14 protein-coding genes are annotated in these 15644 nt (G+C 60.4%); 5 read left to right on the top strand and 9 right to left on the bottom strand.

All coding sequences use genetic code 11. The features are described from left to right. Nucleotides 1-215: hypothetical protein (locus M5C56_RS12345; protein ID WP_247263116.1), on the bottom strand; the 215-nt coding region annotated here is incomplete at its 3' end. Here M5C56_RS12345 and M5C56_RS12340 point away from each other — a divergent pair. The 4 genes from M5C56_RS12340 (at nt 214) to M5C56_RS12325 (ending at nt 3571) form a co-directional block, all read left to right on the top strand. Beyond that, a complete protein-coding gene (locus M5C56_RS12340) occupies nt 214-468 on the top strand; it encodes a DUF2790 domain-containing protein (protein ID WP_103497434.1) in 255 nt (84 codons plus the stop codon). The genes M5C56_RS12345 and M5C56_RS12340 overlap by 2 nt on opposite strands. Nucleotides 469-613: 145 nt before the next feature. Next, nucleotides 614-1285 carry a heavy metal response regulator transcription factor gene (locus M5C56_RS12335; RefSeq protein ID WP_103497435.1) on the top strand — a complete coding sequence of 224 codons (672 nt, stop codon included), beginning with the start codon at nt 614-616 and terminating at the stop codon, nt 1283-1285. Next, entirely contained in the window at nt 1282-2670 is a 1389-nt protein-coding gene (locus M5C56_RS12330) for a heavy metal sensor histidine kinase (protein ID WP_103497436.1), read from the top strand. Before M5C56_RS12335 ends, M5C56_RS12330 begins: the two co-directional genes overlap by 4 nt. Nucleotides 2671-2806: 136 nt before the next feature. After that, entirely contained in the window at nt 2807-3571 is a 765-nt protein-coding gene (locus M5C56_RS12325) for an ABC transporter substrate-binding protein (protein ID WP_103497437.1), read from the top strand. Nucleotides 3572-3625: 54 nt separating this feature from the next. Here M5C56_RS12325 and M5C56_RS12320 read toward each other — a convergent pair whose 3' ends face one another. From M5C56_RS12320 to M5C56_RS12305, 4 genes are all read right to left on the bottom strand, one after another. Further along, nucleotides 3626-4603, bottom strand: coding sequence for a 2-oxoglutarate and iron-dependent oxygenase domain-containing protein (locus M5C56_RS12320; RefSeq protein WP_103497438.1), 978 nt, complete (start codon nt 4601-4603; stop codon nt 3626-3628). Between the two features lie 227 nt (nt 4604-4830). Further along, nucleotides 4831-6039, bottom strand: coding sequence for an acetate/propionate family kinase (locus M5C56_RS12315; RefSeq protein WP_103497439.1), 1209 nt, complete (start codon nt 6037-6039; stop codon nt 4831-4833). Nucleotides 6040-6068: 29 nt separating this feature from the next. After that, nucleotides 6069-8465: a phosphoketolase family protein gene (locus M5C56_RS12310; RefSeq protein ID WP_103497440.1), complete on the bottom strand. Its 2397-nt coding sequence runs from the start codon at nt 8463-8465 to the stop codon at nt 6069-6071. Nucleotides 8466-8560: 95 nt separating this feature from the next. Further along, the gene (locus M5C56_RS12305) at nt 8561-9547 is read right to left on the bottom strand and encodes a universal stress protein (protein WP_103497441.1); all 987 of its coding nucleotides are present in this window, start codon (nt 9545-9547) and stop codon (nt 8561-8563) included. Between the two features lie 297 nt (nt 9548-9844). Here M5C56_RS12305 and M5C56_RS12300 point away from each other — a divergent pair, with 297 nt between their 5' ends. Then, nucleotides 9845-10921: an alpha/beta hydrolase gene (locus M5C56_RS12300; RefSeq protein WP_103497442.1), complete on the top strand. Its 1077-nt coding sequence runs from the start codon at nt 9845-9847 to the stop codon at nt 10919-10921. 47 nt (nt 10922-10968) lie between these two features. On the opposite strand, the gene M5C56_RS12295 is transcribed toward M5C56_RS12300, so the two are convergent. The 4 genes from M5C56_RS12295 to M5C56_RS12280 all read right to left on the bottom strand — a co-directional run bounded on the left by M5C56_RS12295 (nt 10969) and on the right by M5C56_RS12280 (nt 15603). Then, on the bottom strand, nt 10969-11634 hold the full coding sequence (locus M5C56_RS12295) for an alpha/beta family hydrolase (protein ID WP_103497443.1): 666 nt from the start codon (nt 11632-11634) through the stop codon (nt 10969-10971). A 295-nt stretch (nt 11635-11929) separates the two neighbouring features. Then, the gene (locus M5C56_RS12290; protein ID WP_103497444.1) at nt 11930-12988 is read right to left on the bottom strand and encodes an ABC transporter ATP-binding protein; all 1059 of its coding nucleotides are present in this window, start codon (nt 12986-12988) and stop codon (nt 11930-11932) included. Nucleotides 12989-12996: 8 nt separating this feature from the next. Next, the gene (locus M5C56_RS12285) at nt 12997-14577 is read right to left on the bottom strand and encodes an iron ABC transporter permease (RefSeq protein WP_103497445.1); all 1581 of its coding nucleotides are present in this window, start codon (nt 14575-14577) and stop codon (nt 12997-12999) included. After that, nucleotides 14578-15603, bottom strand: coding sequence for an iron ABC transporter substrate-binding protein (locus M5C56_RS12280; RefSeq protein ID WP_103497446.1), 1026 nt, complete (start codon nt 15601-15603; stop codon nt 14578-14580). Nucleotides 15604-15644: the final 41 nt, after the last annotated feature.

Here is a 15644-nt window from a genome sequence, read left to right as displayed (position 1 = left end):
CAGCAGAACATCTCGTCAGGTAAAGGCACTTCCAGCCAAATCCTACCCTCTCCTCCTTCGTCTCGATCCGAACCGGCGCTCACAGGCCCCCGTTTCGGACGAGCTTGCATTACAACTTTGTCATTGTTTTGTTCGTCGGCTGTTTGAGTGGCCTCGTTATTGTGAACCCACTGCCAGACAACAGGCAGCCCACTCAGACAGAGAGACAATGCCATGAAACTTCTTATGCTCGGATTCGCCGCCCTCCTCGCCACCGGTTCAGCCTTCGCCAGCACCACCGATAGTCCAACGGTGATTCATGACAAGACTGGTTTTTTCGTCCAGATGGACGTGGCGAAAGTCTTGTCCATGACCGACCTCTCGGATCAATGCGGCGTGATCCCGGCAAAGCTCGATTACCTGGATCATCAGGGTCGGGAGCATGTGTTGGACTATCAGGTTCAAGGGCACTGCTCGAACGAAAACTGATGGGGAGCTTTACGAAGATGGCTGACAAGGAGCGGGGGCCACACGCAGTATCAGTTGATGATCGGGCTATACTCGCGCCACCTGCTCGCGGCTTTCTGGTCCGCTTTCGTGAATCGAATACCGAAACTGAACCAAGGTAATACCCATGAATATCCTGGTAGTGGAAGACGAACCCAAGGCGGGCAACTATTTACTCAATGGCCTGCAGGAGCAAGGCTACTCCGTCAGCCTGGCCCGCGATGGCGTTGACGGCTTGCACCAGGCCCTGGAAACGTCCTTCGACGTCATCGTGCTGGACGTGATGATGCCGAAGATGGACGGCTGGGAAGTCCTGCGCCGCCTGCGCAAGGAGGCCGACACGCCAGTCCTGTTCCTGACCGCCCGGGATGATATCGCCGACCGTATCAAAGGCCTGGAGCTGGGGGCCGACGACTACCTGATCAAGCCCTTCTCTTTCGCCGAGCTGGTCGCCCGCCTGCGCACACTGACCCGACGCGGTCCGACCCGGGAGGAAGAGCAACTGCAGATCGATGACCTGCAGATCGATGTCATCAAACGCCGCGTCATCCGCGCTGGCGTGCGAGTGACGCTGACCAACAAGGAGTTTGCCCTGCTGCACCTGTTTGCCACGCATCAGGGGCAGGTGTTATCCCGCTCACTGATCGCCTCTCGAGTCTGGGACATGAACTTTGACAGCGACACCAATGTGGTGGACGTGGCGGTGCGCCGCCTGCGCCTGAAAATAGACGATCCTTTCCAGCTCAAGCTGATCCACAGCGTGCGTGGCATTGGCTACCGCTTCGATACGCAACCATGAAGCGTCGTCATTATTCCCTGACACTGCGCCTGGCCTTGGTGTTTGCCTTGCTGGCCTTTGCCCTGCTGGCGACCATGGGGGTCGAGCTGTACCGCGAACTGGAGAGCGAGCTGATACACCGTGACGAAGCCGCCCTCGTCTTCCGCGTCAATCAGTTGCGTAACCTGCTCAATGACAGCAACACCCGGGATCTGATCAGAACCAAGCCCGCGCTGTTTCAGAACATGATGGGCAACCGCGAATCGGTACTCAGCATTGGTGCTCCAGGGGGGCCTCCGTTGCTCGTGGTCAATCCCGGGAACCTCGATATTCCCCAGTTGGTTCCGGTCGCGATGGAGCACACCCTGGAGTTGAGTGATGTCCATAAAGTAGCGGAAGTCGATGGTGCGCCCTTCGCCGCGGTGTCTGCGAATATCGACTCGGGCAAGCTGCAACTGACCATCGGCCGCCTGATGACCGAACGCACCGCGGTGCTGGCCAGCTACCGTCTCAGCGTCTATGTCCTCGCCAGCGTCGCGGCCATTGTCCTGGCCCTGGCCGGCTGGTTGATGGTTCACCGCGGCCTGCTGCCGTTGCGGCGCCTGGCACGCCACGCCCATGGCATTGGCATCGGCAACCTGACCGAACGACTCGACAGCCAGGGCGCGCCGAAGGAGCTGTTACCGATGATCGACTCTTTCAATACCATGCTCGAGCGCCTGGGCAAGGGTTTTGAGCAACTGGCTCACGTCTCTACGGACATGGCCCATGAACTGCGCACCCCCATCAACAACCTGCTGGGTGAAACCCAGGTCGCCATGCAGCAGAACCGCAGCGTTGAACATTACCAGCAGCTACTGGCCTCCAATGTAGAAGAGCTGGAACGCTTGGCGCGCATGCTCGACAACATGCTTTTCCTCGCGCGCACCGACCCCAGCAGTGCCCGTCAGCAGCGCCAGGAGTTGGACGCCGCTGAAGAAGTGGAGCGCATGGCTGACTATTTCGAAGGTCTGGCGGCAGACGCCGACATCACCATCCGCGCGGAAGGTGAAGGGGTAATCTGGGCCGAACCCGTCCTGCTGCGCCGCGCCCTGGCCAATCTGTGTGCCAACGCGATCAAGTACGGAGCACCTCATTCCGAACTGTTGATCCAGGCCATACCGTCGGACACTGGCATACATCTGCGTGTGTGCAACCAAGGCACCACCATCCCGGCGGAGCACCTGCCGAGACTGTTCGAGCGGTTCTATCGGGTTGATCAATCGCGTGAGCGCTCGGCCCAATCCAACGGGCTTGGCCTGTCGATCGTAGCGACCATCATGCAATTGCACAGTGGTCACTACAGCGTTACCAGCGAGAGTGGCGTGACCTGTTTCGAGCTGTCCTTCCCGATGCGCGAGCAATAAATCGGTTGGATCGATCACCCGTTCATTTGCGCCAAACTCCGGCTTTCTCTCAAATCCGCGCTACGCTAAGTCAGCGGTCGCCATGATTTCTCCGGGGTTTTCCGGGAGCTGCCAGCCGTGCTTGAGATATCAGGTCATGAGCCAGATCACGCGCGTAGCCCATACTCGTACCCAGGCCCTTGCCAAGCTGTGTCTGCCGGCGTTCCTGCTGCTGAGCTATCACGCATGGGCTGCGCCACAACCGATCGACCTGTTTATCATCGACGCGCCCCCGCTGACGCTTGTCGATGACGCCAAGGGGCACGGCATCGTCGGAGATGCCGCCCTGATGGCCATTGCCAAAGCCGGCTATGTCGCTCATATACAGGCGCTGCCCTGGGCCAGGTCGCAAAAATACGTCAGTGAGAAGCAGGACCTCTTGATCGCCCCGTTGTCACGTACGCCCGAGCGCGAAGATCACTTCACCTGGATTGCGCCCATCATGAGCATGGACCGCGCTTTTTTCAGCCTTGAGCACCGGGTGAGCAGCTTCGCCGAAGCCAGGAAGATCTACCATGTGATCGGCGTGGGCCTGGGCAGTGCGCAAGAGGAAATCCTGCGTGCCCAAGGTTTCAGCGACAAGCAGATCCACCCCTTGACCATTGGGGAAAATCCCGCGCAAATGCTTTTGAAAGGCCGCATCGATGCGTGGTTCAACGGTGTCCCCGAAAGCCAGTACATCTGGCCCAAGGTCTCCAGCCGCAAGCTGCTGATGAGTCCCGTCTTGAGCACGGTGGATCTCTATCTCGCCTGCTCGAAGCAATGCTCCTCCGAACAGGTCCACGACTTGCGCCAAGCGATTGAAGCGCTTCGCCGTGACGGGACGCTGGCACGGATACAAAAGGACTACCTGTCGCAGTGAGTCGCGAAGGGGTGCCCCTTTTGTACGTGCCATCCTCCCTGCCGTTTACGGCATTCACTCAACGCCTGGCGCCTTGTCCTTGCGATATGCCATCGAGTCATCGATTCTCTTGAGTATGTAGTCCCCCGCCGCCACTAGCGGATACAGGCTCTGCGCCGAATCGATCCCCAGCTCACAGGGATCGACCAGGGCGCCATAGGTCGGATCATAGAAGGTCGCGATGGAGTAACGCTCATGACCTGAGCGGTTGATCACCCGATGCAAGGTCGAGCGAAAGCGATTGTTGGACCAGCGCGCCAGCAGGTCGCCGACGTTCACCACCAGGCTGCCCGGGATCGGCGTCGCATCGATCCAGCTGTTGGAGCCCAGCTCACGGACCTGCAAGCCGCCGCTGTTGTCCTGATACAGCAAGGTGATGCAACCGTAGTCGGTGTGGGGCGCCACCCCGAATTGATCGGCATCGGCCTGGGCCGGTTGCGGCGGGTAATAGACCATCTGGGTGCGTTGCAAAGGCTTGGTGTATTTGTCGATGAAGAAATGTTCGTCAATCCCCAACCCCACCGCCACCACCCTCAACAGATCCGCCCCGGCCTTGCCGATTTCCTGATAGTACTCGGCCAGGACCTCGCGCAACGACGGCATAAATGCCGGCCACTGGTTCGGGCCGCGCAGCGCCTCACCGGCGAGTACGCTGGGATCGTCTTCAGCCAACTCGAGCCCGATACTGAAAAACTCCTTGTGATCGGGTTTGCTGGCTTCGTACATGGTCGCCCCGCCCAGCGCGTGCCAGCCACGATGGCGCTTGTTGACGGCCGCCTCGCGCTTGACCTCGGTCGGATAGGCAAAGAACTCCGCGGCAGCCGACATCGCCCTGTCGATCACCGGCTGCGGTACACCGTGATTGATGATGTAGAAGAAGCCGGTATCGCAGCAGGCAGTCCGGATGGCATCGGCGGCTCGACGAATACTCGCCTGGTCACCTTCGCGAACACCGGACATATCAATCAGGGGAAGACGGATGCTGGAAGACATATGCACTCCTGGGGGCGTGGTTGAGAGGACATGACGCACTTATTGCTCAGCTGTATATACAGCCATAAGCATTTACCGTGCCGCCCCTCTCGCCCGACCCCCCTTTACCGCACGCCAAAGCGCCTACCCACTGTTCAATACCGCCGGTGGGGTTGATTTCCCCGTGACCATTGATTTCCATACGCCCCAACAGTGTGCAATGAGCACGTATCAGGTGCGGCTTTCGGTTACACCCCCTGAGGCAGCAAGGCCAGGCTGTGCCGGGCGATGACCGCGTTCTCGTCAGTGGCAATGACCCATGCCGATACTTTGCTCTGCGCCTGGGAAAGGCAGGCAGACACGGCCTGATCGGGCTTCTCACTGCCGGCGCTTTTTCGAACTACGCCTAACCAGGCGCACCCCTCAAGAATCCCATCGCGCACCTCATGCGCGTGTTCTCCGATGCCTCCGGTGAACACCAGCGCGTCAACGCCACCGAGCACCGCGGCCAGCGCGCCGATTTCCTTGACGACGCGGCGTACAAACAACGCTATGGCCTGTTTGGCGGCGTCCGAACGGCTGGCCATCAGCGTGCGTATATCGCTGGCCTCGCCGCCAGAGACACCCAGCAAGCCGCACTCGTGATACAGCAGGTGTTCGACTGCCTGCACGCTCATGCCGCGCTCACGCAGCAGGTACAGCACGATCCCGGGATCCAGGCTTCCCGGTCGACTGCCCATGAGCAATCCGTCCAGCGTGGAGAAGCCCATGGTGGTCGCGCGGCTGATCCGGTCATGCAGCGCACATAAACTGGCGCCGTTGCCGAGGTGGGCGACGATCGTCCGCCCTTGTGCCGCATCGCGGTCGTAATCGGGCAAAACACCGGCAATATACTCATAGGACAAGCCGTGGAAGCCGTAACGGCGAATGCCCGCCTCACTCAGGGCCTTGGGCAGTCCGTAAAGGGTTTCTAGTGGATCGAGGGTGTGGTGAAACGCAGTGTCGAAACAGGCCACCTGGGGCATACCGGGATACTCACGGGCCAAGTGGAGCATGGGCGCCAGGCACAACGGCTGGTGCAACGGCGCCATCGGCGTCAGCGCCTGCATCTCGCGGATCAGCGACCCATCCACCAGCGCCGCCACCTCGCGCCGCTGGCCGCCATGGACCACGCGATGGGCCGCGGCGCGGACACGCCACCGGGTATTGCTGTCGATCCAGCCCATCAGGTGGCTCAAGGTGGCAGCGTCCATGCCGTCACCGGCACTCGACCAGTGCGCCTGCCGCCCGGCCTTGAGCCGGGTGTCCTGATAACTCAGGCTGGCCTTGTGTTCGCGCACTTCGACACTGCCATGCCCCAGACAGTGGGGCGCTGACAGGCTCGCGTCATAAAGGGAAAACTTGAGCGTCGAAGAACCCGCGTTAAACACCAACAACGCGGGGCAAGGATCATCCATCGTGGTGCACTCCTGTTTTGCCGCAGCCGTTACTGGCCAGGGCCGTCCGCTCCGTTTTCGGAGGCCGGCGTCCATTGCCATTGCGCCACTTCCGGCAAGTCCTGGCCATGTTCGATCAGGTACAGGGCATGCCTTTCCCGGGAGGCCCAATAACGTGCACGCGCGGTCTCGACCTGCGGCTGCAGGCGTGGGACACGTTCAATCACATCCAGGGCCAGTTGGTAACGATCCAGCTGGTTGATCACCGTCAGGTCAAAGGGCGTCGTGGTGGCCCCCTCCTCCTTGAAACCCCGGACATGAAAACGCTCCTGCTGTCCGCGACCGTGCAAAAGCCGGTGGATCAACGACGGATAGCCGTGGAAGGCAAAGATAACCGGTATATCGCGGGGAAAAAGTTCCTCGAAAGCCCCCTCCGATAAACCGTGGGGGTGCTCGCTATCGGGTTGGATCACCATCAGGTCGACCACATTGACAACCCTGACCTTCAGATCCGCTACGTAATCGCGCAACAAGGTCACCGCCGCCAGGGTTTCCAGGGTCGGCACATCACCGGCGCAGGCCATCACCACATCCGGGACCTCATCGTCATGACTGGCCCACGCCCAGCGACCAATGCCACGCAGGCAATGGCTGATGGCCGATTCGATATCCAGCCACTGCCGGGCCGGCTGTTTACCCGCGACAATGACATTGATGTAATTGCGACTGCGCAGGCAGTGATCCGTCACCGATAACAGGCAATTGGCATCGGGTGGCAGGTAAATGCGCACCACCTCGGCTTTCTTGTTGGCCACCAGATCGATGAATCCCGGGTCCTGATGGGAAAAACCATTATGGTCTTGCTGCCAGACATGGGAAGACAGCAACAGGTTGAGCGAGGCAATGGGTTTGCGCCAGGGCACACTGGCGGCGGTTTTCAACCATTTGGCGTGCTGGTTGACCATCGAACCGACAATGTGAATGAACGCTTCGTAGCAGGAAAACAGTCCATGACGCCCGGTGAGCAGGTAACCCTCCAGCCAACCTTCGCAGACATGTTCACTGAGTATTTCCATGACCCGCCCATCGGCGGCCAGATGATTGTCTCCCGGCTCCAGGTCCGCCATCCAGGTCTTGCCACTGACCTCATAGACCGCGTCGAGCCGGTTGGAAGCTGTTTCATCCGGGCCAAACAGCCGGAAGTTCGCAGACGCCAGGTTGCTTCTCATGACCTCTTTCAAAAACACGCCCAGCACACGTGTCGGTTCTGCCTGTAAGGCCCCGGGGCTTGGCAGTTTGACCGCATATTCCGAAAAACGCGGGATTTCCAGGGAGCGCAGCAGCAACCCACCGTTGGCATGGGGATTGGCGCTCATGCGCTGGTGTCCGCCCGGTGCCAGTTCGGCAATGTGGGGCAGCAAGGCGCCGCCGGCGCTGAACAGCTCCTCCGGGCGGTAACTCTTGAGCCATTCCTGAAGTTGCATCAAATGCCTGGGTTGTTGCAGGTCCGCCAGCGGTACCTGGTGGGCACGCCAGGTCCCTTCCACGGGCAAGCCGTCGACGAACTTGGGGCCGGTCCAGCCTTTGGGCGTGCGTAGTACCAGCATCGGCCAGAGCGGACGCTCCGGCACCGACTGCCTGGGCTGCCGACGCGCAGTACGCTGAATTTCGCGCAGCTCCGATAAAATGGTGTCCAGGGTTTTAGCCAGGGCCTGATGCACCGTCTCGGGATCATCGCCTTCGACAAAGTAAGGCTCATAGCCATAGCCATACATCAAGGCGCTGAGCTCTTCCTCGCTGATGCGCGAGAGCAGCGTAGGGTTGGCAATCTTGTAGCCATTGAGGTGCAAAATCGGCAGTACGGCGCCGTCACGCCGCGGGTCGAGAAACTTGTTCGAATGCCAGCTGGCCGCCAGTGCGCCGGTTTCGGCCTCGCCATCGCCAATCACACAGGCGACGATCAGATCGGGATTATCAAAGGCCGCACCATAGGCGTGCGCCAGGGAATAGCCCAACTCCCCGCCTTCATTGATGGACCCGGGCACCTGCGCCGACACATGACTGGAGATACCATAAGGCCAGGAAAACTGTCGAAACAGCTGCAGCAATCCGTCGGCGTTTTGTTCCACCCGCGGGTTGAGTTCGGTGTAGGTCCCTTCCAGATACGCCTGCGCCATGATGGCCGGCGCGCCGTGCCCCGGGCCGGTGACAAAGAGCAGGTTCAGGTCATGGGTCTTGATCAGGTGGTTGAGGTGCACGTAGATCAGATTCAAGCCAGGACTGGTTCCCCAGTGCCCCAGTAACCGAGGTTTTACATCGGTCAGTGCCAGGGGCCTGCGCAACAGCGGATTGTCCTTGAGGTAGATCTGCCCAACGGCCAGATAGTTGGAAGCCCGCCAGTAGGCATCGAGCCCTTCCAATTGATCCTTGTTCAGAAAGTCACTCATGAAGAACTCCGATGGGTGCGAACACGAGCGTTTACTATCGGAGTCGGAGCACTTTCCTGCTTGATCTACATCAAGCCAGTTGGTTTCCCCGGCCTTTACCGAGCCATCAATTCCGGTTGCAATTGATGGGACACGCCATCGGCTTGCGTGCCCTCTTGCGTCTGCGCATATGCATTACAGGACGCGGGAGGCAGTTTGAGTGCAAGCACATTGCAGACGGGATTATCGAGAATCCCTTCCGCGGTGCTCCCGATCGTCGAACTGAGAAGATGGTGATTGGCAGAGCCAATGATCAGGAGATCATAAGTATTACGCTGGATATAGCTACGAATGACGTTGGCCGGTGCTCCCACCAGGAAATGCCGATGTTCCTTGGCGAACCCATGTTCAGTCGCCAATGCATCGAATACGTTCCTGCGGGCCTCATAACTCGGCAACTCAGCACTTGAGCGGGCTGCAGCAATGCTCTTGCAGCCTACGGAGTCGCAGTGGTAGACCGTAATCAGATGCAACGACGCATGACAGGCATCCGCCAATTGCCGGGCCATGCTGATGATCTGGTCATTTTCAGTCGCGCGCGCCTCGCCCTCCAGTTCAATGTCCACTGCCACCAGGATCTTGCGCAGACGAGGGGCTGGTGCTTGCTTGATATAGAGTACCGAGGTCTGGCTGGCACACAACAAGTCCCAATCGAGCGACGACAACACCAGACGTTTTAGATGAGCTTCCTCATGCAAGTCTTTGATAATCAAGTCAGTCCTCAGGTTCTGCGCGTAGGCTGCCAGCTCAAAAGCGGATGGTTTTCCCCAAATAACCTCGTACTGCACTTCAACTCCCTTTTCGCGCAACAAGACCGCTTCGCTGTTCAGCCACTGCCGATAAACATCCATCATGCCGTTGCGGGCGTTGTCCAGATTGACCGAATGGCCGTGCCCGACCACATCAAGTGCCGCTGCATGGACGAAAGCAACCAGATGCAACGCCGAATTGAGTGTCTGCGCCAATCCCCCCGCATATTCCAACGCAGGGGTGTGCACCGGTTGGGAAGGTGCAATAAGCAGTAGACGCAATGATCGGATCATGACTCACCTCGGCATTTGGCAGTCCCGCCGTTGATTGACCCATGTACGCCCGTTCTGCTCATGGTCTGTTTCCATAGTGGACCCAAAGCAGCAGGCGAATTTGATCTCCCTCAACAAGCACGCTGTTGTAGCGCGCCGTCCGCGGCAGAATCCGTCGTGTATCACCGTGTATCTCAAGCCGTTTCGATACAAGCATTTACACCCACAGGGCAATCTTGAAACAGGCCAGATACGTCTCCGCGTTCAAATAAGAGTCAGCCAGAACACCTGACCCTTCGTTTGAAAGGATACCGGAACATGAAGACAGCCCTGTTGAAACACCCCGTTGATAAAAAACGCCGCCTGCTTGGCTCGTCCGTCCTCGCATTCACGCTGATGCAGTTCGGTGCACTTGGTGTCGCCCACGCACAAGCCAGCAACGCAGCAGCCCCGGCAACGGTGAATACTGGCGGCACCAGCAGTGCGGCCCAGTCCACCCCGTTCGGCCCGCTCAAGCATATCGATGCCGGTTTGCTGGATGTAGCCTACGCCGAAACAGGCCCGGCCGATGGTCCTGTGGTCATTCTCCTGCACGGCTGGCCCTACGACATTCACAGCTATGACGCAGTAGCACCGTTACTGGCGGCAAAGGGTTACCGGGTACTTATGCCCTACGCACGCGGCTATGGCGATACGCACTTTCTTTCCGCCGACACCGTGCGCAATGGCCAACCCGCCGCGCTGGCCAGCGATGTCATCGACTTCATGGACGCACTGAAGATCAAGCAGGCGGTGCTCGGTGGCTACGATTGGGGCGCGCGCTCGGCGGATATCGTCTCGGCACTCTGGCCGGAACGGGTCAAGGCGCTGGTCTCGGTCAGCGGTTATCTGATCGGCAACCAGGAAGCCGGCAAGACCCCATTGCCGCCCAAGGCCGAGTTGCAATGGTGGTACCAGTACTACTTCGCCACCGAACGGGGCCGTGCCGGCTACGAAAAGAACACCCACGACTTCGCCAGGCTGATCTGGCAGACGGCCTCGCCGAAATGGGCCTTCGACGACGCCACCTTCAATCGCAGCGCTGCTGCCCTGGACAACCCCGACCAGGTTGCCATTACGGTCTTCAACTACCGCTGGCGCCTGGGACTGGTCCAGGGGGAAACGAAATACGATCCTCTGGAACAGAAGTTGGCCAAGGCCCCTTCCATCGGTGTGCCGACCATCACCCTTGAGGGAGACGCCAACGGCGCACCGCATCCCGCCGCCGAGGACTATGCCAAGCGTTTCACCGGCAAATATGAGTATCGGCTTATCCAGGGTGGCATCGGCCACAACCTGCCGCAGGAGGATCCGCAGGCCTTTGCCAAGGCCATTATCGACGCCGATCATCTTTGATAGCCATTTGAAGGGACGTCGCCCTTGGGTTTGGTGTTCAAACCCCGTCAAAGGGTGACTAACTCCATCTGCAAATACTTCTCGAACCACTCGCCAGCGAGCCTGGCGACCTCCCCAAGGGTGCCGGCCTCTTCAAAAAGATGCGTAGCCCCCGCCACGACCTCCAGCCGCTGCTCACAGCGCAGGACATGACTGCTTTGGAAGTTCAGGCCAAATACCAAGGGGTCCTGTGCGCCGACGATCTGCAAGGTCGGTGCCTTCACCCGTGGCAGCACCACTGTTGCCAGGTCGGTCCGCCCTCCCCGACTGACCACCGCGTGCACTCTGTCCGGGCGCTCAGCCGCCGCCAACAGCGCCGCGGCGGCGCCCGTACTGGCGCCAAACAGACCGATCCGTAACGAATGCAACTCCACATCCTGGCCGATCCAGTCGATCACCTCTACCAACCGGCTGCCCAGCAGGGTGATATCGAAACGCAACTCGCGGGTCAGGTTGTCCAGGCGTTGCTCGGTCTCCGTGAGCAGGTCGAACAGCAACGTTCCCAGTCCCTCCCTGGCAAGGGCTTGGGCAACGTGCCGATTACCCGGGCTGGTACGGCCGCTGCCACTGCCGTGAACGAAGATCACCAGCCCCTTTGCATTCATCGGCAGGAACAAGTCGGCTGACAACTCGACATCCATCAGGTCCAGCGTTCGAGATTGAGGCTCAAGCATCGGAGTGCTCCCGGTTCGTATCCAAGAGGTTCCTTTTCCGGAATAGCGGTCGTGGTCGTCCAGGTCAACAGCAGGATGCTGAGGACGTTGAGGTGGACTATCAGGGTGTTCCCCTGGTTGGATCTGCAACAATGGCGCCCTTGCAGCTTCCATGAAATGACAATCGCAATGTTGACCTGGATCAACAAAGGTACGACCTCGTGCAGCCTTCATGAGATAGCTGGGGTGGGCGCTTCAACAGATTCAGCGGATGGCTTGATTCCGGCCTGGTATCGGCTGGTTTGCTTGACCCATATCAATCACGGAAAACTTCATAGGCCAGTACCTCCCCCTCCACGCTGATGGCCACCTCATCACCCGGCCGCGGGCATAAATGGCCGGGCACGCGCGCAATCAGCGTGGTCGATAGGCCCGTACCATCCGACAGCCCCAGGTGCACACAGGCATCATGCCCGTAGTAGTCCACTTTCAGCACCCTGCCCCGCGCCTGGACAACGCCGGTTTCCACGGCTGAAAGCCTGATCTGCTCCGGCCGCAGCAACACCTGTACCGGCCCGTCGGGCATGGCCGCCATCAGGCGCAAAGGTCCCAGGGCACACACCACGCGGGCGCCGTCGACAATCCCCGGCAACAACATTGCATCGCCAACAAAGCGCGCAAGCTCGGGACTGACCGGCATCCGGTACAACTGCTCAGGGCTCGCCACCTGTACCAGTTCACCCTTCCATAACACCGCGACTTCGCTGCCCATGGACAACGCTTCGGACTGATCGTGGGTGACCAGCAACGCAGTGGCGCCGGCCGCCGACAAGGCCTGCGCTACCGCCTGCCGGGTTTCCACCCGCAGCGCGGCATCCAGCGAGGAAAACGGCTCGTCGAGCAGGACCAGGGCCGGCGCCGGTGCCAGCGCCCGTGCCAGCGCTACCCGTTGCTGCTGTCCGCCGGACAACGAATGCGGTGAACGATTGGCAAAATCGCCGGGCAAGCCCACCAGTTCGAGCAACTCGGCGACGCGGTGGTGGGCTTTTCGCAGTTGCCGCGGCAGGCCGAAGACGATGTTTTCGGCCACCGACAGATGCGGAAACAGCGCGCCTTCCTGCGGCACATAACCGATATGACGCTTCTCCGACGGCACATAGACGCCGGGACCGCTGACCCGCTGGCCATTGATCTGAATCGTCCCCGCGTCACCGCGCTCGAAGCCACAGAGCAGCCGCAACAACGTGGTCTTGCCACTGCCGGACGGTCCAAGAATCGCCACCAGGCTGCCGGACGACACCGACAGATCGACGCCACGCAATACCGGGGTGTTGCCAAACGTCTTGCGCAGGCCGCGAATTTCTACATCAGCCATGTCGATCCCTATGATTGGAAGCTACCCAGCACCGCCGATTTGCCGAACAGCGACATCAGCAGCCAGGTGGAAAACAGTGAAATACCGACCAGCATGGCGGCATACGGCGCGGCGGCGGCAAAGGCCATCGCCGAGGTATCGACCCAGACCTGGGTGGCGAGCGTGTGGGTACCGATGGGTGACAACAACAAGGTGGCGGTCAGCTCCGTGACGATGGTGATAAACACCATCGAAGCGGCGGCACCGATACCGGGGCCGGCCAGCGGCAGAATCACCCGCCATGCCGTTTGCCACCACCGCAGGCCCAACGAGCGGGCCGTGTCTTCAAGACGGGGTTCGATCTGCACCAGCGTGGCGTGTACACCGACCAGTGCCAGCGGCAGGAACAGGATCGAATACGTCAGGACCAACAACGCCGCACTCTGGTAAAGCGGCTGGATAAAGCGGATCGAGATCGAAATCACCGCCAGGGCGATGACGATACCCGGCACGCCCTGCCCCAGATACGCAATACGCTCCAGCAAGGTGCTGATACGACTTGGAAAGCGCGCCAACAAAAAACCCAGGGGCAACGCGAGCAAGGTGGTGAGCAGCGCCCCGGCCAGGCCAAGGCCCAAGGAGGCACAGGTCGTGCTGGTCAATTGCTCCAGCGAGAACTCGGAGGGCGTCACGGCGGCCTCGCTGTGCTGCAGCAGCCAGTAGCCGATCATGCCCAGGGGAACGCCCAGGGTGGTCACGGTCAAACCGGCAAACCCGGCCCATACCAGCCATTTCGCCCGGCCCAGTTCGTAGCGGGTGGCCGATCGGCGTGTGCCACGGTCGAGCCGGTCATAACGCGTGAGGCCGCGCACCTTGAACTCCGCCACCAGGCAGATCAGGCACAGTAGCACCAGCACGCAGGCCAGCAAGGCCGCACCGGCACCGTCGAAGCTGGCACGATATTCGGCATAGATCTCGGTGGTAAAGGTCCGGAAACGCAACAGTGCGAACGCGCCAAACTCGGACAGTACGCTGAGGGCGACCAGCAGTACCCCGCCCAGCAACGCCGGTTTGAGCTGCGGCAGCACCACGCGAAAGAAGCAGCGCCACGGCCCGAGCCCGAGGGAACGGGCGGTTTCCTCCAACGCCGGGTCCATGCCCCTGAGCGCAGCGGAAACCGGCAGGTAAACCAGTGGAAAGTAGGCGGTGGTGACCACCAGCAAGGCACCGGAGAAATCCTGCAACGACAGGCTCAAGGAAACCCATGCATAGCTAGTGATAAAGGGCGGCATGGCCAGCGGCACCGCCGCGAGCACCGCCCAGACACCTCGTCCCGGAAGATAGGTGCGTTCGACGAACCAGGCCACCGCCGTACCGATCAAGGCCGAGGCGAACGTCGCCGCCAGGACAATCAATAAGGTATTGACCGCCAGCTCGCCGACAATGGGCCGGAACAGTAATTCGACCGCGTCATCGTAGCTGAAGCTCGCCGCCTGCTTCAGGGTGAAGGCCAGCGGCGCCAGCACCAGCAGCGCCACGACGACACAGACAAACAAAAGTCCGAACGGCGTACGCCGTTCGGACTTGACCGCAATGGTCGCATTGGCCATTTACAGCAGGCCGGCCTGGCGCAGCAACTTGACCGCGTGGCTATCGTCACCCAGGGTTTTCATATCCAGGGCCGGTGGCGAAAGCTTGCTGAACGGCAGCAGCACAGGGTCCGGAGCAACACCCGCGCGCAGCGGATACTCGTAGGTCACCTTGTTGCCGGCCATCAACTGTTGAGCGCCTTCGCTGGTCAGGTAGGCGACAAACTTGTTGGCGGCTTCCTGGTTGCGGGTGGTCTTCAGGACCGCGACGCCCGACACGTTGACCAGCGCCCCGACATCACCGTTGGCGAAGTGATAAAGCGCACTGTGGGTCCCTTTGTCACCGGCTTCGGTGTGCAGGCGCGCCCAGTAGTAGCTGTTGATCACCCCGACGGCAACACCACCACGGTTGACGGCAGCGGTAACGCCTTCGTCATCGTTGAAAATCTGCGAGTTGGTGCGCAGGCCCTTGAGCCACTGCAAGGTGGTGGCTTCGCCCTTCACCGCCAGCATCGCGCTGACCAGGGGCAGGAAGTCGGCATCGGCCGGCGCAATGGCCACCTTGCCTTTCCAGGCCGGCTCGGCCAGGTCGAGCAACGAGGCCGGCAATTCAGTGGCCTGGACCAGCTTGGTGTTGTAGGCCAGCACGTTTTCACGGGCCAGCACCCCGACCCAATCACCGCTCGGCGAGCTGTAACGGGCCGGGATAGTCGACAAAGTGGCGGGTTGCACGGGGGCCAACAAGCCCTTCTCTTCCAGCAACATCAGCTCGGGAGAGTTTTCGGTGAAATACACGTCGGCGGGCGAGGCACTGCCTTCAGCCAGCAGTTGCGCCGCCAGTTCCGGACCTTCACCGGTGCGCACCTTGACCGAAATACCGGTCTGCTTTTCGAAATCCTTGACCAGTTGATTGACGGTCTGCTCGTGTTGCGCGCTGTACAGGGTCAGCGAGGCGGCCTGAGAGACGCCGCACGCCAGCATCGCGGCTGCCAGGCAGGCAAGTTGGACAGTACGCGGCAGCGTGGCGTTGAAAACCTTGAAAGACATTCGAAATACTCCCAATACAGCGATGATTACAGCCAAAGAGG

The organism is Pseudomonas sp. MWU13-2862 (assembly GCF_023242495.1).
GTDB lineage: Bacteria > Pseudomonadota > Gammaproteobacteria > Pseudomonadales > Pseudomonadaceae > Aquipseudomonas > Aquipseudomonas gingeri_D.
The sequence above is the reverse complement of the archived record's forward strand: the minus strand, read 5'-3'. Positions and strand labels throughout refer to the sequence as shown.